The organism is Streptomyces sp. Tu 2975 (assembly GCF_009832925.1).
GTDB lineage: Bacteria > Actinomycetota > Actinomycetes > Streptomycetales > Streptomycetaceae > Streptomyces.
On record NZ_CP047140.1, the window covers coordinates 7324330 to 7349959 of the forward strand.

A 25630-nucleotide genomic window follows, 5' to 3' on the forward strand; every position below is an offset into this window, starting at 1 on the left:
GTCCCCGCCGCGCCGCGGTGGCCGCCCCGTCAGCGGGCGAAGGCGATCGCCGCCAACCGCACGGGTCCGCGGACCTCGACGCGGAGGTCGTGCACGCCGGCGAGCCGGACGTCCGAGCGCAGCGTGACGTAGTCGTGGACGCCTCCTGTCGCGATGACGTCGACCGTGGCGAGCGTCGTGCCGTCCTGTGTCCGCAGAGTGAGCGCTCCGGGCCCGGTCGCCGCGACGTCGAGCGAGACGGCCGTGGCGCCGTCGCCGAAGTCGCAGCGCCGGTAGACCAGTTCGCCTCCCTCCGCGCCCGCCGCCGTCACCGCGTCCCCGGAGATCCTGGTCCGGTCCACGATCACGGTGCCGCGCTGTTCGTCGTAGTCGACCGCGGCGAGGGGCGTCTCCAGTACCGCGCGCGGAGCGGGGGCGTCGCCGCCGACCTCGAGTGCCGCCCGCTGCCGGATGTCGGTGCTTGAGGCCCCCGCCAGGACCTCGTAGCGACCGGGGCCCACCGTCCAGCGCCCGTGCGCGACGTCCCAGAAGCCCAGGTCGGCGACGGGGAACGAGAAGTCGAGGCGCCGGCCTTCGCCCGGGGTGAGCCGGATCCTGCGGTGCGCGGCGAGCTGCCGTGAGGGCAGGGTCACGGTGGGGTCGAGGGCCCGGGTGTAGAGCTGCACCACCTCGTCGGCGGCGAGGGGGCCGGTGTTGGTGACGGTGAGCGAGACGGTGACGTGCTCGCCGTCGTGGCCGGCGGTGAGGTCGCGGTAGGCGAAGGACGTGTAGGACAGGCCGTGGCCGAACGCGTAGAGCGGGGTGCCCTCGAAGTAGAGGTAGGTCTGGCGGCTGCCGATGATGTCGTAGTCGAACAGGCCGGGCAGATCGGCGTCGGCCGCGTACCAGGTCTGCGGCAGCCGGCCGGCCGGGGAGACGTCGCCGGCGAGGACGCGCGCCAGCGCGGTGCCCGCTGCCTGGCCGCCGTGTGCCGTCCACAGTAGGGCGGGCAGCGCGGCGTGCGCGTCGCCGACGGCGTACGGGTACGAGGACACGAGAGCCAGTGCCGTACGGGGGTTGGCCGCGCGGGCGGAGCGCCACAGCCGCGTCTGGTGCTCGGGGAGGGCGAGCGTTCGGCGGTCCTCGGTCTCACGCCCGTTGATGTGGGGGTCGTTCCCGGCGACGACGATGACGGCGTCGGCTGCCGCGGCGGCCGCGGCCACCGCGTCCTCGCCGCGTTCGGTGACGACGACCTCGAAGAGATCACCCTCTTCGGCAACCTTCAGGCCGTCGGCGGCGACAGAGACGTACCGGCCCGTTCCCACATGCGCAAGGAGGTGGCCCTCGCCGTGCTCCTCCAGCCGGAAGGTCTCCTGCACGACCCAGCCGCCGGGCTGGTCGGCGGAAGCGCGTACGTAGCCGTCGTCCGCGACGGACAGGTAACTGCCGCCGGGGCGCGGAGGGTCACCAGGCCCTCGCCCCAGTCGGCCAAGGCCAGTTCGGTCGGCTCGTCGCCGCAGGTCAGCGGCGGCAGGTCGGTGCGGCCGGCGAGCAGCGCCGGGTCCAGCGCGCCGTCGGCGCCGCGTACTTCGGTGGTGCCCGGGGAGCCGGGCACCCGCACCCAGCCGTTCGCGGTCCGCAGCCGTACCCGGTCGACCCCTTCGGTGAAGGACACGTTGCCGGCGCCGAACCGTGTGCGCAGACCGTCCAGCGGGGTCACGCGGTGTATCAGGGTGCCGCTGTACCAGTCGAGTTTGCACTCGTCGGCGAGCAGCCCGACCACTGCGATGCGGGCGCCCTCGGCCAGCGGCAGCAGTCCGTCGTTCTTGAGCAGGACGACGGCCTGTTCGGCGGCCTCCTGGGCGAGGGCAGGGTGCTCGGGGGTGTCGAAGGTCTTCTCGTCGGCGTACGGGTCGAGTTGGGGGTCGAACTCGCCCAGTGCGAAACGCATGGTGAGGAGCCGGCGTACGGCGTCGTCGATGTCCTTCTCGCCGATGAGTCCCTGTTCGAGGGCGCCTCGCACCCGGCCGGTGATGGGAGAGGAGTCCTGGCCGTGGTCCGTGAAGCTGTCGACGCCGGCGCGCAGGGCCGCGGCCGTCGCCTCTTCATGAGTGTCGTAGTAGTGCTCGGAGTCGACGAGGTTGGAGGGCGCGCCGGCGTCCGAACACACCACCAGGGACCGGTCCGTCCAACTGCGCAACTGCTCGCGCAGCAGGGGCGAGAGGTGGTTGGGCCGCCCGTTGACGAGGTTGTAGGACGGCATCACACCGGCGACGGCGCCCGCCTGCACGGCCGCCCGGAAGGCGAGCAGATCGTACTCGTGCAGCACGCGCGGCCGGACCGAGGAGGAGCAGGTGTCGCGCTCGGTCTCGTTGTTGTGCGCCAGCCAGTGCTTGAGCACCGGTGCGGTGCGCCAGTAGACGTGATGGTCGCCACGCAGACCGCGGGTGTAGGCGACGGCGACGGCGGAGGTCAGTCGGGGGTCCTCGGAGTAGCCCTCCTCGTTGCGGCCCCACAGCGGGTGGCGCAGCAGGTTCACCGTGGGCGCCCATACGTTGAGCCCGACGCGGTGGTCGTTCGCGCGCATCGTGCGCGTCTCGGCCCCGACTGCTTCGCCGATCCGGCGTACGAGGTCCTCGTTCCAGGTGGCGCCCATTCCCACGGCCTGCGGGAAGACGGTGGCCGGGCCCATCCAGGCCACGCCGTGGAGGGCTTCCTGGCCGGTGCGGAAGGCTCCGACGCCCAGGCGTTCGACTGCCGGCGCGAACTGGTGGAGCATCGCGATCCGTTCGTCGGCGGTGAGCCGTGCGAGCAGGTCGTCGACGCGTGCACCGAGGGGCAGGCTGGAGTCGCGGTAGGGCGGTCGGGTCTCGGTCACGTGGGTCCCCTCGAGGGCGGTGGTTCCGGGTTGTTCAATTGTCTTCGAAGCGCTTCGATGCTGAGCCGCCCCGGTTGATGTGTCAAGACTCCATGTCGATGCGGGCACTCGTCGGGCCGGGTGCTGGATCGGGTGTCCCGGGCGGGAAAGTGCTGCGGTGAATTTCGCATCGACTCTTGAACGACCCGGCATCCTCACTTAACCTCGCTGCAACATCGAAGCGCTTCGACAGATCGTCGCAGGAAGCTTGCGCTCCGACAGCGTCCCGCTTCCAGCTCAGCCACATAAGCCGACACACAAGCGCGAAGCCGATCCATGCCCGCCGGCTGCCCGCGTGAGGAAAGGGTTGACCCCATGCCCAACGCCCAGGCTCCCAGCCGGAGATCGTTCCTCGCCTCGACGGCGGTCGCCGCGGTCGCCGTCGCGGGCGGCGTACCGCTGCTCGGCGCATGCAGCGGTTCCTCCGGCGGCGACCGCAACGAAGGTGCCACCACCGGCAAGAAGCTCCAGGACATCCTGCCGACCTTCGTGGGCTCCGACGTCGTGCAGCCCGACGTGCCGAGCAAGAACGGTTCAGCGCTGGGCTTCACCACCGCGCTGCCGGCCTCGCGGCTCGCCGTCTCGGTCCCGAAGAAGCTCGGCAAGGGCAGCACGGTCACGGTCATGGCTCCGCTGTGGGGCACGCCGCCCAAGTCCGGCAACCCGTACTGGACCGCGATGGACGAAGCCATCGGCGTCAAGGTGAACTGGCAGAACCAGGACGGCAACACCTACGGACAGAAGCTCGGCGCCGTCCTCGCCTCCAGCTCCGTACCGGATGCCGTCGTCGTCCCCGGGTGGGAACTGGGCGGCAAGATACCGAGCGCCATCAACAACAAGTTCGCCGACCTCGGTCCCTACCTCTCGGGCGACAAGGTCAAGGAGTACCCCAACCTGGCGGCGATCCCCACCGGCGCCTGGCAGCGTGCCGTCTTCGGCGGCAAGCTGCGCGGCCTGCCCATGCCGGCCAGCGACATCCCCAACATCGCGCCGTTCTACCGGGTCGACCTCTTCAAGGAGAAGGGGTACGAGCCGCCCACCACCACCCAGGAATTCTTCGACCTCGCCAAGGAGATCACCTCGGCCAGGAACAAGGTCTGGGGCTGCGGCGACATGACCTGGGCCGCGTACAAGTTCTTCGGCGTCCTCGACGAGAAGCCCACCTGCTGGAAACTCGTCGGCGACAAGCTGGTCCACCGCTTCGAGACCGACGAGTACCTCGAAGCCCTCGAGTGGTCCCGCTCGCTGTACTCGGCCGGTCTCGTCCACCCCGACGCCAAGGCGGAGACCGGCGACCTGGGCAACCTCTTCGCGGCCGGCAAGGTGTGGATGTACAACGCGGACATCTCCGACTGGTACGGCAAGACCGTCGTCCAGCGCGGCGACAACCCGGACTTCACCATGGCCGCCATGGACTACTTCCACCACGACGGAGGCAAGCCCCGCCTCTACGCCGGCTCACCGTCCAACATCTGGGCGTTCGTCAACAAGAACGCCGACGAGAAGACCATCCGCGACATCCTCGCGATCGCCAACTTCACCGCCGCCCCCTACGGCACCAAGGAGCAGCGCCTGAAGGCCTACGGGGTCGAAGGCGTCCACCACACCGTCAGGGGCGACGAGATCACCAAGACGGAGACCGGCAACAACCAGGTCTTCGCCACCTACGAATACATCGCGAGCCCGCAGCAGTTCTTCGCCTACCCCAACCACCCGGACGTCGCCGAGGGCATGGTCGGCTGGCAGCAGCGCATGGGCGCATCCCTCACCAAGCCCCTCTTCTACGGGATGCAGGTCCAGGAGCCCAACCGCTGGGCCGAGTTGAGCAGCCAGTTCGAGGACCTCGAGAAGGACATCGTCCGCGGCCGCAAGAAGATCGCCGACATGCAGCAGGCCGTCTCCGACTGGCGTTCACGCGGCGGCGACCAGCTGCGCGACTGGTACCGGAAGCTGCTCGACGAGTCCGGCGGCCAGGCGTCCTGAGCGGCCGCCCGGCGGACGGGGAGCGAGGAGAGAACGTGTCGCAGAGCAAGGTGGCGGGCCCCGCCCGTACCACCGACACCAGCACGGAGACACCGGCGGGGGACGGCGGGGCGGCGCCGGCAGGACCGCCGGAGGCCGGGCCGCCCGACCGCGCCGCCGGCGGGGGCGGGATCACCTGGCGGATCCGGCTGCGGCGCGACCGCACGCTGATCCTCATGACGCTGCCGGCCGTCCTGCTGGTGCTGGTCTTCAACTACATACCGCTCCTCGGTAACGTCGTCGCCTTCCAGGACTACGACCCCTACATCGGCGACAACGCGTGGCAGGCCATGGCGCGCAGCCCCTGGGTCGGGGTGGAGCACTTCGCGCGCATGACGGAGGACCGGCTGTTCCGGCAGGCGCTGGGCAACACCCTGGCGATCTTCCTGGTGCAGCTCACACTGTTCTTCCCCGTGCCCATCCTGCTGGCGCTGCTCATCAACAGCTTCGTCCGGCCACGGGTGCGTGCCGTCGCCCAGGCGATCCTTTACCTGCCGCACTTCTTCTCCTGGGTCCTGGTCGTCACGGTCTTCCAGCAGATGTTCGGCGGTGCCGGCATGCTCGCGCAGACGCTGCGCGAACACGGCCACGAGGGCATCGACCTCATGACGAACCCGGGGCTGTTCAAGTTCCTCGTCACGTTCGAGATGGTCTGGAAGGACGCCGGCTGGGGCGTCATCGTCTTCCTCGCCGCGCTGTCCGCCGTCAGCCCCGACCTGTACGAGGCCGCCGCGATGGACGGTGCCACGCGATGGCGGCGCATGTGGCACGTGACGCTGCCCGCGCTGCGCCCGGTGGTGGCCCTGCTGCTCGTCCTCCAGGTCGGCAACGCCCTGACCGTGGGCTTCGAGCAGATCCTCCTCCAGCGCACCGCCGTCGGCCCCACCGCCGCGGAGGTCCTCGACACCTACGTATGGAACGTCGGCATCCAGTTCGGTGACTTCAGCTACGCGGCCGCCGTCGGGATCGTCAAGGGAATCTTCGGCCTCTGCCTGGTGCTGGCGGCCAACAAGGTCGCTCACATGATGGGCGAACAGGGGGTGTACAAACGATGAGCCACGTTCTGGGCGTCGAACGGCGCGAAGGGACCCGCGGCCGGCTGCGGCCGGCATGGGAGGAGGAACCACGCCCCGCGGGACTCGCCGCGAAGGGCCTGGTCCTCGCACTGGCCTGCGCCGCCGTCCTCTTCCCGCTGTGGATCGTCGTCGTGACCAGCGTGTCGTCGGTGAAGACCATCACGGAGGCAGGCGGCCTGGTCGTCGTGCCCCGCGGCGTCACGCTCGTCGCCTACCAGGAACTGCTCGGCGGCGGCCAGGTCACCAGGGCTGCGCTGGTGAGCCTCGGTGTCACGCTCGTCGGCACGCTGTTCAGCATGACGGTGTCGGTCCTGTGCGCCTACGGGCTCTCCCGCAGCGGATCCGTGCTGCACCGCCCGCTGCTGATGATCCTGCTCGCCACGATGTTCTTCGGCGCCGGCCTCATCCCCACCTACCTTCTGGTGCAGGGGCTGGGGCTGACCGACACCTACCTGTCGCTGATCCTCCCCAGCGCGGTGAACGTCTTCAACATCCTCGTCCTGCGCTCCTTCTTCATGAGCGTGGCGCCCGAACTCATCGACAGCGCGCGGATCGACGGCGCCGGTGACGCCCGGATCCTGTGGCGGATCGTCATGCCGCTGTCCCGCGCGGTGCTGGCGGTCATCTCCCTGTTCTACGCGGTCGGTTACTGGAGCGCCTGGTTCAACGCCTCGATCTATCTGAGCGACCAGGACATGATGCCGCTGCAGAACGTGATGATGCAGCTGGTCCTCAAGCAGGAACGGCCGACGGGACTGGCGCAGGCCATCAACACCGGCCATCTCTCGCCCCTGTCCATCCAGATGGCCGTCATGGTGCTCGCCCTGCTGCCGGTCGCCGTGCTGTCGCCGTTCGTCCAGCGGCACTTCAAGAAGGGCATGCTCACCGGCGCGGTCAAGGGCTGACGCCGGCAACCGCCCGCCGCCGCGCGGCCGACGCGGGCCCCGGTGCGCCCTCCTCGCCGCGCCCCCCACAGCCGCCGCCGTGTCCGGCCGTACCTGACCACGGCCGGACACGGCGGCCTCCACCACACCCCCCGCCCGCCTCACGGATCGAGGTACCAGCCATGTCCCTGCCATCGAGCCATCCAGGCAGGCGCACAGTCCTCACCGCCGGCACCGCCGCCGGCCTCACCGCCCTGCCCCTCCTGCACGGGGAGGCAACGGCCGCCGACCGCACGACCGCAGCAGCAGACGCCCCGACGCGGGGAACCCAGGCGCACCGCTGGCGCAACGTCGTCATCGGCGGCACCGGATTCGTCACGGGCGTCCTGTTCCACCCCCGCGTCAAGGGCCTCGCCTACGCCCGCACAGACATCGGCGGCGCCTACCGATGGGACGCCCGCGACCGGTCCTGGACACCGCTCAACGACAACCTCGGCTGGGACGACCACAATCTCCTCGGCGTCGAGGCGATGGCCGTCGACCCGCACCACCCCGACCGGCTCTACCTCGCCCTCGGCACCTACACCCAGAGCTGGGCGGGCAACGGGGCCGTGCTGCGCTCCGACGACCGGGGGGCCACCTGGTCGCGCACCGACCTGCCGGTCAAGCTCGGCGCCAATGAGGACGGCCGAGGTGCCGGCGAGCGGTTGATCGTCGACCCGCGGGACAGCGACACGCTGTGGCTCGGCAGCCGCCACGACGGCCTGTGGCGCTCCACCGACCGCGGCGCGACGTGGGCACGGGCCGACTTCCCCGCCCAGCCGTCCCCGACCGGGCAGGGCATCACGTTCCTCGTCGCCGCCGGACGGATGCTGTACGCGTCCTGGGCCGACGGCGGTCCGACCCTGCGCCGCACCCGCGACGGCGTCAGATGGGAAGACGTCCCCGGCCTCCCGGGCGGGGCGGCGGCCCGTGTGCCGATCCGCGCTGCCCACGACGAGGCGGGCCACGCGCTCTACGTCACCTTCGCCGACGCGCCCGGCCCGAACGGCCAGAGCGACGGCAGCGTGCACCGGCTCGCCACCGCCACCGGCGCCTGGACCGACGTCACCCCCGTCCGCCCCGGCGGCACCGCCGACGACGGCTCGCGCGACACCTTCGCCTACGGCGGCGTGGCCGTCGACGCCCGGCGTCCGGGCACCGTGGTGGTGACGACCAACAACCGCTGGGCACAGGTCGACACCGTCTTCCGGTCCACCGACGGCGGGCGCAACTGGACCTCCCTGAAGGACACCGCCGTCCTGGACGTCTCCGAGACGCCGTACCTCCGCTGGGGGGAGCAGCAACCGAAGTTCGGCTGGTGGATGCAGGCGGTCGCCGTCGACCCGTTCGACTCGCGGCACATCGTCCACGGCACCGGCGCCACGCTCTACGGGACCCGGGACCTCGTCCACTGGGCGCCCGAGATCCGGGGGCTGGAGGAGAGCTCCGTACGGCAGCTGATCTCACCGTCCGCCGGCAGGGCCAGGCTGATCAGCGGTCTCGCCGACATCGGCGTCATGTACCACGACTCCCTCACGGCCTCGCCCTCCCGCGGCATGGCGGACAACCCCGTCTTCGGCACCGCCACCGGCCTCGCCACGGCAGCGGGCAGGCCCTCGTACGTGGTACGGACCGGCTGGGCCTCCGGCGGCAACGGCGCGTACTCCCGCGACGGCGGCAGGACCTGGCAGCCGTTCAGGAGCCAGCCGGAGATCGCGGCCACCGCCCCCGGGCCGATCGCGGCGAGCGCCGACGGCCGGGTCCTGCTGTGGTCCTTCGTGCACTGGGACGGCTCCACGCACGCGACGCACCGCTCCACCGACGACGGGGACACCTGGACGGAGGTGCCGACGTTCCCGAAAGGGGCGACCCCGGTCGCCGACCCGGTCGACGCCGGTCGTTTCTACGCCTACGACACCGCCTCAGGCACGGTGTACCGCTCGACCGACGGCGGGCTCACGTTCAGCGCCGGCTCGGACGGTCTGCCCTTCGGCGACAGCCAGTTCAAGGTCGCGGCGGCGCCCGGCCGCCGGGGCGACCTGTGGCTCTCGGCCAAGTGGAACGGACTTTTCCGCTCCACCGACGGCGGCCTGACCTTCACCAAGGTCACCAGCTGCTGGGCCTCCTACTGTCTCGGCTTCGGCAGGGCCGCCGACGGCGCCGGCTACCCGGCGGTCTTCCAGGTCGGCGCGACCGAGGACATCACCGCCGTCTTCCGGTCCGACGACGAGGGCGCCTCCTGGACGCGGATCAACGACGACGCCCACCAGTGGGGGTGGACCGGGGAGGTCATCACCGGCGACCCGCGCCTCCACGGCCGCGTCTACCTGGGTACCAACGGCCGCGGCGTCCAGTACGCCGATCCCGTCCGACGCCCCCTTCCCCCGACCACTTCGTGACGAAGCGAGTTCCCCCATGCCCTCTCTGTACGACGCCACCGGCCGCCGTGTGCTCTTCGGCGGCGACTACAACCCCGAGCAGTGGCCGGAAGAGACCTGGCTCGAGGACGCACGGCTGATGAAGGAGGCCGGGGTCAACTCCGTCACCCTCGGGGTGTTCTCCTGGGCGACGATCGAACCCCGCCCAGGAGCACGCGAATTCAGCTGGCTCGACCGGCTGACGGACCTGATGCACGGCAACGGCATCGGGATCGTCCTCGCCACACCGACCGCCTCGCCGCCGCCGTGGATGGGCTCACGCCATCCCGAGACACTGCCCCGCGGCGAGGACGGGTCGGTGATCTGGTACGGCTCCCGCCAGCACTTCTGCCCGAGCTCGCCGGTCTACCGGGAGTACGCGGCGGCGATCACCCAGGACCTCGCGGCACGCTACGGCGACCACCCGGCGTTGCGGATGTGGCACATCAACAACGAGTACTGCACGTTCTGCTGGTGCGACGGCACCGCCCGCCACTTCCGCCGCTGGCTGAGGAGGAAGTACACGACCCTCGACGCGCTCAACGAAGCCTGGGGCACCGCCTTCTGGAGCCAGCGCTACGACGACTGGGAGGAGATCATCCCGCCCCGCAAGGCCCAGTACATGCGCAACCCGGCCTGCGCGCTGGACTTCCGGCGGTTCACCTCCGACGCGCTGCTCGAGTGCTACGTCGCGGAGCGGGACATCGTCGCGGCACACACGCCGCGGCTGCCGGTGACGACCAACTTCATGCCCTTCTGGACCGGCCAGGACGCCTGGCGGTGGGCCGAGGAGGAGGACGTCGTCTCCGTCGACGTCTACCCGGACCCGCGCGATCCGCTGGGCGGGCAGTACGGGGCGATGATCCAGGACATGACCCGTTCGCAAGCACGCGGCCCGTGGATGCTGATGGAACAGGCGGCGGGGCCGGTGAACTTCCGGGGCGTGAACCATCCCAAGCCCCGCGGTCTGAACCGCCTCTGGTCGCTCCAGGCCGTGGCACGCGGCGCGGACGCCGTCTGCTACTTCCAGTGGCGGCAGTCCCGGCAGGGCGCCGAGAAGTTCCACTCGGCGATGGTCACCCACGCCGGTGAACGGGGCCGCACCTATCAGGAGGTCAAGCGGATCGGCGCCGACCTCGCCGAAATCGGCGAGCATGTCGCAGGCGCCGGCGTACCGGCCGACGTGGCGATCCTGCACGACTGGAACTCCTGGTGGGCCGGCGGCCAGGAGGGCCGGCTGTCCAGCGGTCTCGACTACCCGGCCGTCGTCCGTGCCTGGCACCGCGCTTTGTGGGAGAAGGGCTTCACCACCGACTTCGCCCACCCCGAACACGACCTGAGCGCCTACCGCCTCGTCGTCGTCCCGCATCTGTATCTGCTGACCGACGCCGCGGTCGACAACCTCGTCGGGCATGTGCGCAGCGGCGGCACGCTCGTGTCCGGTTTTCTCACCGGTACCGCCGACGGCGACGACCGCATCCGGCCCGGCGGCATGGACGAGCGGCTGCGGGAACTCCTCGGCATCGCGACCGTGCACGAATGGTGGCCGCTCGACGCCGGCGACACCGTGGCCTGCGACGGACCCGGCGCGTTCCACGGCACCGTGTGGTCGGAGGAACTGGAGGTCTCCACCGCCGAGACGGTCGGTGTCTACAGCAGCGGCGAACTCACCGGACTGCCGGCCGTCCTGCGCCACGGCAGCGCCTGGTACGTCTCGACGCTCCCCGAGCCCGGGATGCTGCGTGACCTGCTCGCACAGGTCGCCGACGAGGCCGGGGCCCGTCCCGTGCTGCCGGACCGGCCGGCCGGGGTGGAAGCCGTACGCAGGGGAGACCTGCTGTTCCTGCTCAACCACGCTCCCGGGCCCGTCACCGTCACGGTGCCGGGAGACCACCGGGACCTGCTCACAGGTGCCCCGGTCCTTGGCCCGCTCCGTCTCGACCGCCACGGCGCGGCCGTACTGAAGGCACAACAGCCGTGAGACACGGGACCTGGGAACCACGCCCCGCCGGGCGGTGGGAGGACGCCTTCCTCAGCGGCAACGGCCGGCACGGCGCCATGGTGTACGGCGACGCCGGCGACGAGCGTGTCGTCGTCAACCACCACACCCTCGTGTGCCCCAACGGCAGCGAGACGGTCGGCCCACCGGAGCTCGCCGCCGGCCTGCGGGAACTCCAGGACGCCCTGCTCGCCGGGGACACGGCGGCTGCCGAACGCTTCGGGGCCGGACACCCGCACCTGTGGGTACAGCCGTTCCACCCCGCCTACCAGGTACGCGTTCGCCGCACCCCCGCGGTCGCCGCCGGGACCTACCGCAGGGAGGTGGACTTCACCTCCGGTGTCGTGACCGCCGTACGCGGGGCCTGGCGCAGCGAGGTGTTCGTGTCCCGCGCCGACGACGTGATCGTCCACCGTACGCGGACGGAACCGGGCGGCCTGAGCGCGGATCTCACGCTCGACGAGCAGCTGCCCGGGCTCCCGGCCGGACTCCGTTTCACCCGCACCGCCATCCTGGAGCACGAAGGTCCGTGCACCGCCCTGCTGAGCCTGCGGACCGACTACCCGAACGGACGGACCTCCTTCACCGGAACCACCCTGGTCACCGTCACCGGCGGCAGCACGACACGGACCCGCAGCGGTCTCCGGGTGACCGACGCCTCCGAGGTGCTGCTGCTGACCCGGGTGGAGCGGCACCCGGCGCACCTCGACCCCGCGGCGGACCAGGCGGCGGCCCTTCGGGTGCTCGCGGCGCCGACCGCCGCGCACACCGACGGGGCGTACTCACGACTCCTCGAGCGGCATCTCCCACCGCATCGCGACGCCTACGCGCGTGCCGGGCTGTCACTCGAGGCCGACCCGGGGGAGCGGGAGCTGCCGGGCAGTGAACTGCTCCGCAGGCCCGCCGGCCCCGCCCTGCTGGAACGGCTCTTCGCGGCGGGCCGCTACCACCTGCTGTCGTCCAGCGGCGTGCTGCCGCCCCGGCTGGTCGGCCTGTGGACAGGCGACTGGAACACCGCCTGGTCCGGCGCCTTCACCACCAACGCCAATCTCAATCTGCAGATCGCCTCCGCCGCCGTCGCCGCGCTCCCCGAAGTCTCCGCCGCCCACGCCGAACTGGTGCACGGCCAGTTCGACGACTGGCGCGACAACGCCCGGGCCCTCTTCGGTGCGCGCGGCGTCGTGGCGCCCTCCCACACGGACGGGGAATCCGGCCACACCCGCCACTTCGAACGCGCCTACCCGCTCCACCTCTGGACCGCGGGCGCCGACTGGCTCCTGCTGCCCCTGCTCGACGAAGCCCTCGCCGGTGGCGCCCCGGACCCCCGGCTGGCGCCCGCCCTCACCGAAGTCGCCACCTTCTACGAGGACTTCCTCGTCCCGGTCGGTCCCGGCGGGCGGGTCGCCGTCGTGCCCTCGTACTCGCCGGAGAACCGGCCGGCCAACGCGAGCTGGGGCACCGTCGACGCGACCATGGACATTGCCGCCGCCCGGCACGCCCTCACCACCGCGGCCGCCCACAACCCCGGCCATCCACGCGCCCCGCACTGGCGGGACCTCGCCGGGCGGCTGCCCGACTACCGCGTCAACGACGACGGCGCGCTGGCCGAATGGGCACCAGGAGGCCTGAAGGACAACAACGACCACCGGCACCTCAGCCACCTCTACCCGGTGTGGCCGCTCGACGAGATCAACCCCTACGACACACCGGAGCTCGCGGCAGCCGCCCACCGCGCCCTGGCACTGCGCGGCGCCGAGAACGACTCGGCGCACGGCCATCTGCACACCGCTCTCGTCGCCGCCCGGCTCCGCGACGGCGACCGGGCCGGGCGGGCCCTCGGCCAGGTGCTGGAGGGCGACTTCTTCCACGACTCGCTGATGAGCGCCCACTACCCCGGCCGTGACGTCTACAACGCGGACGCCGCGCACGCCCTCCCCGCCGTACTGATCGAATGCCTGGTCCAGTCGACCCCGAGCCGTCTCGTCCTGCTCCCCGCGCCGCTGCCCGGCTGCCCCGCGGGCACCCTGCGCGGCGTCCGCACCCGCTTCGGCGCCCGGCTCGACCTCAGCTGGCACGACGAGTGCGTCACCGCCGTGCTGAGGTCACCCGCCGACCGGACCGTCGAAGTGGTCGCCGGCACGGACCGCTTCCCCATGACTCTCGTCGCCGACGAGAAGCACGTCCTCTCCTTTCCCAGGAGGGCGTGATCCCCCCACCCATGGAAGGGACTCCATGGCACACCCCACACAGGGCGCACGCCGCGCACTCCGGCGCGCGGCGCTCGCCCCGCTGCTCGCGCTGCTCGCTGTCGTCGGTCTCGCGTCCGCCCCGGCGCACGCGGCCGTCTGGTACTCCTCCGACCGCTGGGGCACCTGGAACAGCGGCGGCTACACCCTCTACAACAACATCTGGGGCTCGGGAGCCGGACCCCAGACCATCTGGGCCGACTCGGCCACCGACTGGGGCGTCTGGGCCGACCACCCCGGCACCGGCGGCATCAAGTCCTATCCCAACGCCAAGAAGGTCGTGAACAAGAAGATCGGCGCCATCTCCACACTCACCAGCCACTACAACGTCTCGGTCCCCGCTGCCGGCGCGTACAACACCGCGTACGACATCTGGGACAGCAACTACGACCACGAGATCATGCTCTGGGTCAATCACCACGGCCCCGTCGGGCCGCTGGGCGCCGCCCAGGGCAGGGTCGTCCTCGGAGGTCACACCTGGGACGTCTACCGGGGCGACAACGGCGCCAACGCCGTCTACTCGTTCCTGCGCACCAGCGACTCCACCGCCGGCACGGTCGACCTCAAGGCCGTGCTCGTCTGGCTGAAGAACACGAAGGGTTGGATCGGTGACGTGACCGTCGGCGACGTCCAGTTCGGTTACGAGATCACCTCGTCGCCGGGCGGACTCGACTTCGTGACCCACGACTTCGGCGTACGGACGAGCTGACCGCACAGCAGCACGCCGCGGTGCGGCCGGCTCACCGCCGACCGCACCGCGGCCCCGTGTCACCCCGTGATCGGCAGCTCGGCGCCGTCCCTGAGGAACAGCGGGATCCGCTCCAGCGGCGCGTCCACCGTCACCGTGCGCCCGCCCTCGTACTCCTCGCCCGTCCAGGCGTCCGTCCAACGGACGCCGGCCGGCAGGTGGACCGCACGACTGGTCGCACCCGCCTCCAGCACCGGCGCGACCAGAAGATCAGGGCCGAACAGGTAGGTGTCGGCGATCTCCCAGGCCCTCTCGTCGTCCGGGAACTCCAGGAACAGCGGACGCATCGGCGGCAGGCCCTCCTCGTGGGCGGCGCGCATCTGCTCCAGCACATACGGCTTGAGGCGCTCCCTCAGCCCCAGGTACCAGGACAGGACCTCCTCGGCCCGCTCCCCGTACGACCACACCTCGTTGGGGCCGCCCGTCATGGACGGACCGAGCGGCATACCCGGGTCGCGGAAGCCGTGCAACCGCATCAGCGGGGACAGCGCCCCGAACTGGAACCAGCGGATCATCACCTCGCGGTATGCCTCGTCCTCCGGGTCGCCGCCGTGGAAGCCGCCGATGTCGGTGTTCCACCAGGGGATGCCCGACAGCGCGGTGTTGAGCCCGGCCGCGATCTGGCGTCGCATGGTGGCGAAGTCGGTGCCGATGTCACCGGACCACAGTGCCGCCCCGTAGCGCTGACTGCCCGCCCACGCCGAGCGGTTGAGGGTGACGACCTCCTTCTCGCCGGCGGCCAGCATCCCCTCGTAGAAGGTGCGGGCGTTCTCGCGCGGATAGAGGTTGCCGACCTCGAGGCCCGGTCCCGCGTGGTAGCGCAGATTCGCGGAGAAACCGGGCTTGAGCTCCGGCTCGCAGGCGTCCAGCCAGAACGAGCGGATCCCGTACGGTTCGAGGTAGTTCTCCCGCACCCGCGACCAGACGAAGTCGCGGGCCGCCGGGTTCGTCGCGTCGTAGAAGGCGACCTGGACGGGCTCCGCGACCTCCTTGTCCGGCCAGTCGGCGTGCGCCGTCGGACCGTACTCGGTGCCGATGAAGTACCCGCGCTGCTCCATCGGCCGGTGGTTCTCGCTCAGCGGGGACACCGAAGGCCACACCGAGACGACGAGCCTGATGCCCAGCTCCTCCAACTCCCCGACCATGGCGGCCGGGTCGGGCCACTCGGCCGGGTCGAACTTCCACTCCCCGAGGTGCGTCCAGTGGAAGAAGTCGCAGACGATCACGTCGAGCGGCAGTCCGCGGCGCTTGTACTCGCGGGCCACGGACAGCAGTTCCTCCTGGGTGCGGTACCGCAGTTTGCACTGCCAGAAGCCCGCGGCCCACTCCGGCAGCATCGGCGTCCGGCCGGTCACCGCCGCATAGCGTTGCTGCGCCGCGGCCGGGGCGCCCGCGGTGATCCAGTAGTCGATCTGCCGCGCGCTGTCGGCGACCCAGCGGGTGCCCGTCCGCGCGAGCTCTACCCGGCCGATCGCCGGGTTGTTCCACAACAGGGTGTAGCCGCGGCTGGAGGTGAGTACCGGGATGCCGACCTCGGCGTTGCGCTGGATCAGGTCGACGACCGCGCCCTTCTGGTCGAAGAGGCCGTGCTGGTGCTGGCCGAGGCCGTACAGCTTCTCGTCGTCGTAGGCGGCGAAGCGCTGCTCCAGGCGGTGGTAGCCGTTGCCGTTCGGGGTGTAGAGCCGGGAGCCGGGCCACCAGAAGTGGGCGCGTTCCTCCGCGAGGAGTTCCCGTCCGTCCTCGGTCGCTGTGAACCGCAGCAGCCCTTCGGCGCCGATCTCGGCGGTGATCGCCCCGTTGACCAGCACGCCGGCGCCCTGCTCCGTCTTGACGGAGAAGGAACCGCCCGGAGGGCCGTCGGTCAGGGCGCCCGGCAGACCGTCGAGCAGCGGTCCTCCGATCCTGGCGCGGATCCGGACGGCGTCCGGGCCCCATGGCTCGATGCGCACGGTCTCCTGACGTCCGCTCCACTCCAGGGCACCGTCGCACTCACGGACGGTACCCACGGTGGGGGAGGACTGGGCAAGGCTGGGTGACTGGTCCACGTAGGGAACTCCTGGGCGTAGGAGGGACACTCTTGGGGCAGGGCGGTGCGGAGATGGCCGGGACGCGAGGCGGTTCAGACGCCGGGAGCGGGGGCCGGACCGCTGCTGGCACGCACGGTGAGTTCGGGCGCAAGGAGGACGACCTCGTCGCCGGCCCGCCCCTCGATCTTGGCGACGACCTGTTCGACGGCGTGCCGCGCCATGTCGCGCGCCGGGATCGCGACGGAGGTGAGCCGTACGGAACCGTGGACGGCGACCTGCTCCGGGCAGATCGCGACCACCGAGATGTCTTCCGGCACGGCCCTTCGGTGCTGACGCAGCAGACCGAGCAGCGGCTCCACGGCGGTCTCGTTCTGTACGACGAAGCCCGTGACGTCGGGGCGTTCGGAGAAGATCTGGGCGAGCGCGCCGGCCATGGCCGCGTAGTTGCCCTCGCAGGGGCGGTGCAGCACCCGGAGCCCGAGTTCCCGTGCCCGCGTGCGCAGTCCGTCGATGGTCCGCTCGGCGAAACCGGTGCGCCGCTCGTAGACGGCGGGTGCCTCTCCGATGACGGCGATCTCACGGTGACCGAGCCCGGCCAGATGCTCGGCGCACAGCGCGCCGGTCGCGGTGAAGTCCAGGTCCACACACGTCAGTCCGGTGGTCTCGGCGGGCAGTCCGACGAGCACGGCCGGCCGGCCGCTCTCGCGGAGCAACGGGAGCCGCGCGTCGTCCAGTTCCACGTCCATGAGGATGATGGCGTCGGCCAGCCCGCTGCCCACGACCCGGTGGACCGCTTCGGGTCCCTCCTCGCTGGTGAGCATCAGCACGTCGAACCCGTGACCGCGGGCGTGGGTGGCGATCCCGATGGCGATCTCCGTCATGACCGGCAGATACATGTCCATGCGCAGCGGCATCATCAGCGCGATGATGTTCGACCTGTTGCTCGCCAGCGCACGGGCCCCGGCGTTCGGGTGGTAGCCGAGTTCCGTGATGCTGCGCTCGACCCGCTCCCGGGTGAGCGCGGAGATGGTCCGCTTCCCGCTCAGGACGTAGCTGACCGTGCTGGCCGAGACTCCGGCGTGCTGCGCTACGTCGGCGAGGGTGACCATCGGATCTCCAGATGATGAAGCGCTTCGACAATGCGCTCCGAGTCGGTGACTTCGGATGTGGGTAGACAGTAATCCGACGGGTTCGAGACTGTCCAGACTCTTGTCGAAGCGCTTCAATAGGTGCGCGGGCCGTGCCGACGGGCTTCCGGCAGGCGCTGCACGCGTTCGGATTCGGGCCGCGACTCCACTGCCCACGGCCCATGGAGCTGGACCGTCACGCTCCCCGAGTACGCCCGGACTTGATCTGCGGACCCGTCATGCGGTGTGCCCGAGGTATCGCAGGTAGGCATGCAGGGCCGCGGAGGCTCTGAGCCGGTGGAGGCTGCGGCGGTGGAGATCCCGCTGCCTCTTCGTCAGTTCGCCGAGCACGCGGTCGGGCCTGCCGGTGGCCCGTAGTTCGCCCAGTACCGCATTGATGGTGGCCGGCGGGTAGTGCCCTCGGCGCAGCAGTGCGACGACCTGCGCCGCGTGGAACTCCGAGCGGGAGTAGACGCGGTATCCCGTGCCCGGCTCCCGGTCCGGTCGCAGGAGGCCGTGGGCCTCCCACAACCGGAGCACAGGTGGTCGGACCCCCACGGCGCGGGCGACCTTGCCGATGCGCATGCCGGGAAGCGCGGTGGCCGTGGTGACAGCCGGTTGCGCGAGGACGGTGCCCAGGGCGTCGTGCACCGCCGCCAGTTCGGCCCGTTCGCGGTCCAGTTCGGCATGACTGGCGTCGAGAGCGGCCAGGGCGGTCTCCACATCGCGGTCGTGGATGGCTCGCATGACCGTCCGGGTGGTCGCCCAGCCGTGGCCGGCGGCTGCTTCTCGAGCCGCGGCGAGGGCTTCGGCGTGCGCGGCGGTGAAGACGCGGTATCCACTGGCGGTGCGTTCGACCGGAGGCAGAACACCCGTGTCCACGTAGTTGCGGACCTGCTGGACGGAGAGCCCGGCCGTGCGCGCAAGGTCGACGGCCCGCAGCCGGTTCCCCACCTCGCCACCCCCTCGGCCACCGCGCGCCCGGCGGTTCACAGGACGCCTCAACCCTGTTTGAGACTTCTCCGGCATTCCGGAGTGCCCACCAGGACCCATGGTCCTCAAAGTCTCACATTGCACTTGAATGAAACAATTGATACCGCAGGTCCGGCCCTCTGTGGGCGGGGCGGAACCGTTTCGTGAGGGGAGACAGGCAACGTGAAGTTCGTTCTCGAGGTCGACGTGGACGCCGGGCGGCCCGCGGAGGAGACGGCGGGCGAGTTGGGCCGCATCCTCCGCTACTGGGGCGGCAATCTGAACCACTACGCGCTGAAGCCGGGCGACGGGTCGGCTGTCTACGACTCGCAGCACCAGGAGGTCGGCAGGTGGCGGATCGTCGAAGCAGAAGGATCCTGACAGGACCGGGCACCGCACCGCGACGCAGCGGCAGTTGACGCCGGGTCGACCGAGGGCCGCGGATGTCGCGCGGTCCTCGTCGTCGACGCCTGCCCTTGTCGCGGGCGCCGTCTCGGCGGGCGGCGGTCAGCTCATTCGCCGTCGGTCCTCGTCGGTCCACTTGCGGGTGTCGCGGGGCTCGACGTAGGGCTCGGCGTCCTTCGGGTGGCCGCCGACGAGCGCGCGTTCGCGGGCGAGTTCCGCGTCGAACTCGAGGCCCAGGAGGATGGCCAGGTTGGTGATCCACAACCAGACGAGGAAGATGATGATGCCGGCGAGGGTGCCGTACGTCTTGTTGTACGAGCCGAAGTTGGCCACGTAGAAGGCGAAGCCGGCCGACGCGACGAGCCAGATCACCACGGCGATGACGCTGCCGGGGCTGATCCATCTGAAGCCGTGGACCTTGGCGTTGGGCGTGGCCCAGTACAGCAGTGCGACCATGAGGCTGACCAGTACGACGAGCACCGGCCACTTGGCGTACGTCCAGACCGTCATGGCGGTGTCCCCGACGCCGAGCGCCGTACCGAGCTGCTGAGCGATGCCTCCGGAGAGCACGACGATGAGGGCGCTCACACAGGCCATCACCATCAGGGCGACGGTCACGCCGAGGCGGATCGGCAGTACCTTCCACGCGGGCCGGCCTTCCGGCACGTCGTATATGGCGTTCGAGGAGCGGATGAACGCGGCCACATAGCCGGACGCGGACCACAGGGCACCGAGCAGGCCGACGATCGCCAGGATCGAACCGGTGCCGGAACTCCCCTGAAGCTGGGTGACGGCGTTGGTGATGACGTCACGGGCGGGCCCCGGGGCGAGTTGCTGGATGTTGTCGAGCACCTTCTGCGTCGTGCTCTCGCCCATGATGCCGAGCAGCGAGACGAGCACCAGAAGGGCCGGGAACAGCGCCAGGATGCCGTAGTACGTCAGAGCGGCGGCACGGTCGGTGAGCTCGTCGTCCTTGAACTCCTTGAGCGTTCCCCGCAGCACCTGTCCGAAGGACTTCTTGGGCATGTCCGTAGGCTTGTCAGGGGCGTTGCGCTCCACATCCGGCCCGGGGCCGGGCTTCCGGTCCGTGCCGGCGTCGGGCTGCGGTCCCGGGTCGGTGGCACGGTCGGCCTCGTGACGGGAGGCTTCTCCGTGGCGATGCCGCAGATTCGCAAAACGTGTCATATCGCCCGTGTATCCGTATTCGTGGAAGCCAACCAACCGATTGCCTTCGCAGCGGAACGCCCGCGCGCCGGCCCCCGCTTCGGCATGCGCGTCAGGCCCGTGGCTCCGTCTTGTGCTCCGTCGTGACGGCGGGCCGCCCGGCGAACGAGGTGCCGTCCCGCTCGACGGCAGGCCCCACCCGGCGACGTGCCCTCCGTGGCCACGAAACAGGACTCACCGGCCCGGGCGCCGATGTCAGCGGTGCCCGGGCCGGTGCCCGGAGGGGGAGTGGGGTGGGATCGGCCGTGACGTGTCAGCCGGGCCAGGTACCGGTGAGGCGTTTCGTGGCGACGGCCCCGCTGCGGTCGACGGTGGCCTTGACGACAGCGAAGATCGCGCCCTGCAGGGCAGCGGCGAGCAGCACCTCCCGCCAGCTGCGGTGCTCGTCGGTCGCGTCCGGCGCGTCATCGTCGTGGCCCAGCTTCTTCCATACCTGGCCGAACACCGCCCCCGCCACGGCGCCGCTCGTCGCACCGATCGCCAGACCGACGGGTTTGTAGAGGATCTTCGAAAACTTCATCGGCGCCTCCTGTGCTTGACCAGCATCAGGAGAACGAGGGCCACGGCGACTCCCGCTCCCGCACCGACGATGAGCCTCGTGTCGGTGTCGCGTGCCGCGTGTGCGGCGTGGTGCTCGTGGCGCGGGTGAGGGGCCTTGTCGCGGATCGTGTCGCCCATCGCGGACGCGGTGGCGGCCACCTGCTCCTTCGCACGAGTGGCCTTCAGGCCCACCTGGTCCTTCACGCCCGCGGCGGTCTCCTTGGCCCGGCTCTTGACGTCCGCCTTGGCCGCGAGCGCTTCCACCGTCTCGCCCAGTTCGTCGCGGGTGTGCTGGATCTGTGCGCGCAGTTCATCGGCCGAAAGGGCGCTCGGATCCCTGCTGCTGCCCTGCGGGGACGTGTTCATCGGTGTGCCCTTTCCTTGATCTCACGGACGTCGCGCTGCACGCTGCTGATCGTTTCCTGGGGCTTCGGCGGGCCGGCCCGCCGAATGCTCTTCTTCCCGGCCATGCCGAGGATCGCGGCGATCAGGAACAGCACCCCGGTGACGATCAGTGCCGCCGCCCACCACGGCAGGACCAGCGCGAGCGCGATGATCGCGGTGGCGACCAGCGCCTGCAGGGCGAGAACCGCGACCAGGCCGGCGCCCCCGAACAGCCCGCCGCCCATGCCGAACCGTTTGCCCTTCGCGCTCATCTCGGCTCTGGCCAGCTGCATCTCTTCCCGTACCAGCAGGGAGATCTGCTGCGAGGCACGGCTGACCAGCTCACCGACCGGCTCGTCCGTGGCCGTGCGATGGAAATTGCTCATCGGGTCCACCTCCTGACGGGTCCACGGGCTCCGGTTACCCGAGAAGACGCCGGGCACACAACGGGCCGGCCCCGCGCGCGCGGCCAGGCCGTCGCGGCAGCGGCTCCACGAGCGCTGCCGCCTGCGGCAATACGGCAATCCGGGACCGCGGAGCCGTCGAGCCGAGCCGCCAAGGCGTCAGGCCGTCACGGCCCAGCGGGACGTCACCTACCGCGACGGTCCGGCACGGCCCGTTCCGGACGGCGGATCAGCGAACGGCCACCAGCCGCCCGAAGACGACCACGTTCCCCTCGTAACCGCGGTCCTGTGAGTACTTTCCGCCGCAGGTGATCAGCCGGATCTCCGCCTCCGCCGTATCCGCGTACACCTCTTCGGCGGGGAAGTCCCGCAGGTCGAACACCTCGACCGCGTACACCGCGAACACCGCCGTGCGCCCGTCGTCGCGCAGCACCTCCACCCGCGTACCGCGCGTGAGCGAGCCGAGCGGATAGAAGACGGCCGGTCCCGCCTCGTCGTCGACGTGGCCGACGACGACCGAGGTGCCGCGCTCCCCGGGCGTCGCAGCGCCGGAGTACCAGCCGGCCACGTCCGCCTGCGCCGCCGGCGGCACGCCCACCCAGCCGTTCCCGTCGAGCCCGACGGGTCTCAGCGGCGCGTCGATGCCTGCCGCGGGTACGGAGACACGGCGCGGCGCCGAGCGCGACAGCGGCTCCGGAGCGGGCGGCAGCGCCGCAGACGCGGCGGGCGCGGCCGGCTCATGGGACCCGCGGGCCCCGGCAGGCCCGAGAGGCGCGGCGGACGCGGGCGACGAGGACGGCTGGGGCGGGCCGCCGTACGGCCCGCCGGTCCCGTTGCCCACCAGGAACACGCCGAAGAGCAGGACACACAGCAGCGTGCACCAGGGGCCGCGTCTCGAGGACGGCGGCACGGGGCCCTCCCCTTCAGACGCCCTGGCCCGAACGGCGCCGCAGCAGGTACACGCCGCCGCCGAGCGCACAGGCCACAAGTGCCCAGCCCGCCACCGACCTTGCGGGACCGGGGTCGGAGACACTGCCGCCGGTACCGGCATGGGCCCCGCCGCCCGGCTTCACGGTCGCGGGCGGGTGGGTCCCGCCGGAGCCCGTCGCGATGGTGAGCGGGGCATGACCCTTCTCGCCCTTGCAGTCGAAGACGACCTTGTACTCCGCGCCCGGCTTGGCGTCCTTGTCGACCTTCGCCGTGGCGGGGCCGCCGTCGTGGACCGTGACCGTTTCGAACACCTCCGACGACACGGTCACCTTCTTCGCCGGGCACTCGGTTGCGGTGAGGGTCACCGTGCCGCCGGGCTCGACCGTCGAAGGGGAGACGGAGAAGGCGAACGAGGTGATGTCGCCTTCGTCCTCGGCGTGGGCCGCCGCGGCGGGGGCGAGAAGCGCGACGGCACCGGCGAGGGACAGGAACGCGAGCGGTGTGGCGCGCATGGTCGGTTCTCCGGGTTCCCGAGGGCAGCCACACGGAGTTTCCGCGGATTCGGGACGTGCACCTCGACGGGAACGACGCTAGGAGCTGCCCTGTGGCCCTGCCACTTCAAGGGGGCCGATGGGCCGGGTCGCTGCCGGTCGTGAACGAGCGCCGAGCACGCGCCGGGCAGGGGCGGCGTGCGTGTCGCGCCGCTTACTCGCTGTCGGCCGGCTCCGGCACGTCGCGGGTGCCCAGCCGCAGGTGCTCGATGTGGTAGACGGCCTCGTCGAGCAGCTGGGCGACGTGGTTGTCGTAGAGGCTGTACTCGATCCGCCGGCCCTGACGGGTGCCGGAGACCAGACTGAGCGCCCGCAGCAGCCGCAGCTGGTGGGAGACGGCCGACTGCTCCATCTCGACCGCCTCCGCGAGCTCGGTCACTCCGCACGGACCCTGGCGCAGTCGCGTGAGGATCATGAGGCGGGAGGGTGTCGCGAGGGCCTGCAGGGTGGCGGCGATGGTCGCCGCGGAGTCCGCGTCCAGATGCGCGGCCGGGGTGGTCCCGCCGCTGACTCCGTGTCCCATGGTGCACATCGTAGCCGCGCGACAGAAGCAATGAATGAAGACCTCTTCATCTGTTCCGCTATGGTGGTCGGGTTCCGCCCCACCCGGTGCCCCGGAACCGAATGAAGAGGTGTGTTCCCGATGGTTCCTCCGACGCCACCGACGTCCCCGACCGCCACGCCGGTACGCGACTCCACCACCGCGCGGCCCGCCGCGGCGCCCGCGTCGGTACCGGACAGAGGGCGCACACGGCTGTTCGCGCTCCCCGAGGTCCGCTGGGCGGCGGTGTCCGCCGTCGCGTTCCTGTGCGCCCTGCCGCTCGACCTCGGAGGCGCACCGGCCTGGGCGTGGGGCCCGCTCTACGCCCTCTGCTACGCGGCCGGCGGCTGGGAGCCCGGCCTGGAAGGGCTACGGGCCCTGCGCGAGAAGACGCTCGACGTGGACCTGCTCATGGTCGTGGCGGCCGTCGGGGCGGCGGCCATCGGCCAGTTCCTCGACGGCGGGTTGCTGATCGTCATCTTCGCCGTGTCGGGCGCGCTGGAGGCGCTCGCCACCCGCCGCACGGCCGACTCCGTCAGCGGCCTGCTCGACCTCGCCCCCGCGCGGGCCCTGCGCCTGACGGACGGTGCGGAGGAGATCGTCCCCGTGTCCGGCCTGCGGGTGGGGGACACCGTTCTGGTGCGGCCCGGAGAGCGTTTGCCCGCCGACGGGACCGTTCTCGAGGGCGCGAGCGAGGTCGACCAGGCGACCATCACCGGCGAGCCGCTCCCCGTCGACCGCTTCGCCGGCCATACCGTCTTCGCCGGCACCCTCAACGGCACCGGCTCGCTGCGCGTCCGCGTCGACGCCGACGCGGCCGGGTCCGTGATCGCGCGGATCGTGGCGATGGTCGAGGAGGCCAGTGCCACCAAGGCGCCCACCCAACTGTTCATCGAGAAGATCGAACAGCGGTACTCCGCAGGCGTCGTGGTCGCCACCCTCGCGCTGCTGGCGGTACCGCTCGCCTTCGGCGCCGACTTCACCAGCACCCTGCTGCGGGCCATGACGTTCATGATCGTCGCTTCGCCGTGCGCCGTCGTGCTGGCCACCATGCCGCCGCTGCTGTCCGCGATCGCCAACGCCGGACGCCACGGAGTCCTCGTCAAATCCGCCGTAGCGATGGAGTCGTTGGCCTCCGTCACCCGCGTAGCGCTCGACAAGACCGGCACCCTCACCGAAGGCGCTCCCCGCGTCGCGGACGTACGTCTGCTGCCCGCCGGTAGCCTCGACGAGGACATGGTGCTGACGCTCGCGGCAGCGGCCGAACACCACAGCGAGCACCCGCTGGGCCGTGCCGTGGTCACCGCGGCACGCGAACGCGGCCTGCGGCCGCCGGAGGCGCGGCAGTTCGAGTCGGCTCCCGGGCGAGGCGTTTCCGCGCACGTCTGCGGCCGCGCGGTGCGCGTGGGCAGCCCCGCCGCTCTGCTCGCCGGCGAAAACGCGGAGGCGACGGCGATGGAGGCCGACGGCCGGACGGCCGTCGTGGTGGAGGTGGACGGACAACCCGTCGCCGTGCTGGCCGTCGAGGACCGGCTCAGGCACGGCGCCCCGGAGGCCGTCGCGGCCCTGGCCCGTCTCACCGGCGCCGGCCCCACCCTCCTGACGGGCGACAATCCGCAGGCGGCGGCCCGGGTGGCGGGCGAGGTCGGCATCACCGACGTACGGGCCGCGCTGCTGCCGCAGGACAAGGTCGCGGCGGTACAGGAGTGGGAACGGTCGGGTGACAGGGTGCTCGTCGTCGGCGACGGCGTCAACGACGCGCCCGCGCTGGCCGCCGCGACCGCAGGCGTCGCGATGGGCCGGGCGGGCTCCGACCTGGCGCTGGAGAGCGCGGACGCCGTGGTGGTGCGCGACGAGGCGGCCGCTGTCCCCGCCGTCGTGGCGCTGGCGCGGCGTGCCCGCCGGCTCGTCGTGCAGAACCTCGTGATCGCGGCCGTGTGCATCGGCGTGCTGGTGGTCTGGGACCTGGCCTGGCACCTGCCGTTGCCGCTCGGAGTGGCCGGCCACGAGGGCTCCACCGTGCTGGTGGGGCTCAACGGCCTGCGGCTCCTGCGCGAGTCGGCATGGCGGCGGGCGGCGCAGGCGTGACGGTGGCGGGCAGGGCGGGCAGGGCGGACAAGCGGGTGGGTGCCTGGGGAGCGCTTTCCTTCGACCGCGCCCGATGTCGGCGGCGTACGGCCCGGCGGTGGGCATGG

The 25630-nt window shown here is 71.3% G+C and carries 19 protein-coding genes and 1 pseudogene; 9 read left to right on the forward strand and 11 right to left on the reverse strand.

The window, feature by feature from the left end; translation table 11 throughout:
• Positions 1-29: 29 nt before the first annotated feature.
• Positions 30-2857, reverse strand: a pseudogene (locus tag GLX30_RS32810) (glycoside hydrolase family 3 C-terminal domain-containing protein).
• Positions 2858-3211: 354 nt separating this feature from the next.
• Between GLX30_RS32810 and GLX30_RS32815 the strand changes: the two are divergent.
• The 7 genes from GLX30_RS32815 to GLX30_RS32845 all read left to right on the forward strand — a co-directional run bounded on the left by GLX30_RS32815 (position 3212) and on the right by GLX30_RS32845 (position 14291).
• On the forward strand, positions 3212-4879 hold the full coding sequence (locus GLX30_RS32815) for an extracellular solute-binding protein (RefSeq protein WP_159694538.1): 1668 nt from the start codon (positions 3212-3214) through the stop codon (positions 4877-4879).
• Between the two features lie 35 nt (positions 4880-4914).
• Entirely contained in the window at positions 4915-5973 is a 1059-nt protein-coding gene (locus GLX30_RS32820) for an ABC transporter permease subunit (RefSeq protein WP_159694539.1), read from the forward strand.
• On the forward strand, positions 5970-6899 hold the full coding sequence (locus tag GLX30_RS32825; RefSeq protein ID WP_159694540.1) for a carbohydrate ABC transporter permease: 930 nt from the start codon (positions 5970-5972) through the stop codon (positions 6897-6899). Before GLX30_RS32820 ends, GLX30_RS32825 begins: the two co-directional genes overlap by 4 nt.
• 161 nt (positions 6900-7060) lie before the next feature.
• Complete coding sequence (locus GLX30_RS32830) at positions 7061-9319, forward strand: sialidase family protein (RefSeq protein WP_244258370.1); 2259 nt, start codon at positions 7061-7063, stop codon at positions 9317-9319.
• 16 nt (positions 9320-9335) lie between these two features.
• Positions 9336-11318, forward strand: coding sequence for a beta-galactosidase (locus GLX30_RS32835; RefSeq protein WP_159694541.1), 1983 nt, complete (start codon positions 9336-9338; stop codon positions 11316-11318).
• Positions 11315-13543, forward strand: coding sequence for a glycoside hydrolase N-terminal domain-containing protein (locus GLX30_RS32840; RefSeq protein ID WP_159694542.1), 2229 nt, complete (start codon positions 11315-11317; stop codon positions 13541-13543). The genes GLX30_RS32835 and GLX30_RS32840 overlap by 4 nt, the downstream gene beginning before the upstream one ends.
• A gap of 25 nt (positions 13544-13568) precedes the next feature.
• Complete coding sequence (locus GLX30_RS32845) at positions 13569-14291, forward strand: hypothetical protein (protein WP_159694543.1); 723 nt, start codon at positions 13569-13571, stop codon at positions 14289-14291.
• A gap of 59 nt (positions 14292-14350) precedes the next feature.
• On the opposite strand, the gene GLX30_RS32850 is transcribed toward GLX30_RS32845, so the two are convergent.
• From GLX30_RS32850 to GLX30_RS32860, 3 genes are all read right to left on the reverse strand, one after another.
• Positions 14351-16375, reverse strand: coding sequence for a glycoside hydrolase family 31 protein (locus GLX30_RS32850; protein WP_159694544.1), 2025 nt, complete (start codon positions 16373-16375; stop codon positions 14351-14353).
• A 74-nt stretch (positions 16376-16449) separates the two neighbouring features.
• Positions 16450-17466: a LacI family DNA-binding transcriptional regulator gene (locus GLX30_RS32855; RefSeq protein ID WP_159694545.1), complete on the reverse strand. Its 1017-nt coding sequence runs from the start codon at positions 17464-17466 to the stop codon at positions 16450-16452.
• 255 nt (positions 17467-17721) lie between these two features.
• Positions 17722-18438, reverse strand: a complete 717-nt coding sequence (locus tag GLX30_RS32860) for a MerR family transcriptional regulator (protein WP_159694546.1) — start codon at positions 18436-18438, stop codon at positions 17722-17724.
• A gap of 201 nt (positions 18439-18639) precedes the next feature.
• On the opposite strand from GLX30_RS32860, the gene GLX30_RS32865 reads away from it, so the two are divergent.
• Positions 18640-18837, forward strand: a complete 198-nt coding sequence (locus tag GLX30_RS32865; protein ID WP_159694547.1) for a hypothetical protein — start codon at positions 18640-18642, stop codon at positions 18835-18837.
• A gap of 126 nt (positions 18838-18963) precedes the next feature.
• Here GLX30_RS32865 and GLX30_RS32870 read toward each other — a convergent pair whose 3' ends face one another.
• The 7 genes from GLX30_RS32870 to GLX30_RS32900 all read right to left on the reverse strand — a co-directional run bounded on the left by GLX30_RS32870 (position 18964) and on the right by GLX30_RS32900 (position 23417).
• Positions 18964-20046, reverse strand: a complete 1083-nt coding sequence (locus tag GLX30_RS32870; protein WP_159694548.1) for a YihY/virulence factor BrkB family protein — start codon at positions 20044-20046, stop codon at positions 18964-18966.
• Positions 20047-20338: 292 nt separating this feature from the next.
• Positions 20339-20605: a DUF4235 domain-containing protein gene (locus tag GLX30_RS32875; RefSeq protein WP_159694549.1), complete on the reverse strand. Its 267-nt coding sequence runs from the start codon at positions 20603-20605 to the stop codon at positions 20339-20341.
• Positions 20602-20991 carry a DUF3618 domain-containing protein gene (locus GLX30_RS32880; RefSeq protein WP_159694550.1) on the reverse strand — a complete coding sequence of 130 codons (390 nt, stop codon included), beginning with the start codon at positions 20989-20991 and terminating at the stop codon, positions 20602-20604. Before GLX30_RS32880 ends, GLX30_RS32875 begins: the two co-directional genes overlap by 4 nt.
• Entirely contained in the window at positions 20988-21395 is a 408-nt protein-coding gene (locus GLX30_RS32885; protein ID WP_159694551.1) for a phage holin family protein, read from the reverse strand. Before GLX30_RS32885 ends, GLX30_RS32880 begins: the two co-directional genes overlap by 4 nt.
• A 247-nt stretch (positions 21396-21642) precedes the next feature.
• The gene (locus GLX30_RS32890) at positions 21643-22323 is read right to left on the reverse strand and encodes a class F sortase (RefSeq protein WP_167306892.1); all 681 of its coding nucleotides are present in this window, start codon (positions 22321-22323) and stop codon (positions 21643-21645) included.
• Positions 22324-22336: 13 nt separating this feature from the next.
• Complete coding sequence (locus tag GLX30_RS32895) at positions 22337-22855, reverse strand: hypothetical protein (protein ID WP_159694552.1); 519 nt, start codon at positions 22853-22855, stop codon at positions 22337-22339.
• A 193-nt stretch (positions 22856-23048) separates the two neighbouring features.
• The gene (locus GLX30_RS32900) at positions 23049-23417 is read right to left on the reverse strand and encodes a metalloregulator ArsR/SmtB family transcription factor (protein WP_159694553.1); all 369 of its coding nucleotides are present in this window, start codon (positions 23415-23417) and stop codon (positions 23049-23051) included.
• Positions 23418-23537: 120 nt separating this feature from the next.
• Between GLX30_RS32900 and GLX30_RS32905 the strand changes: the two genes are divergently transcribed.
• A complete protein-coding gene (locus GLX30_RS32905; RefSeq protein ID WP_159694554.1) occupies positions 23538-25523 on the forward strand; it encodes a heavy metal translocating P-type ATPase in 1986 nt (661 codons plus the stop codon).
• Positions 25524-25630 lie beyond the last annotated feature (107 nt).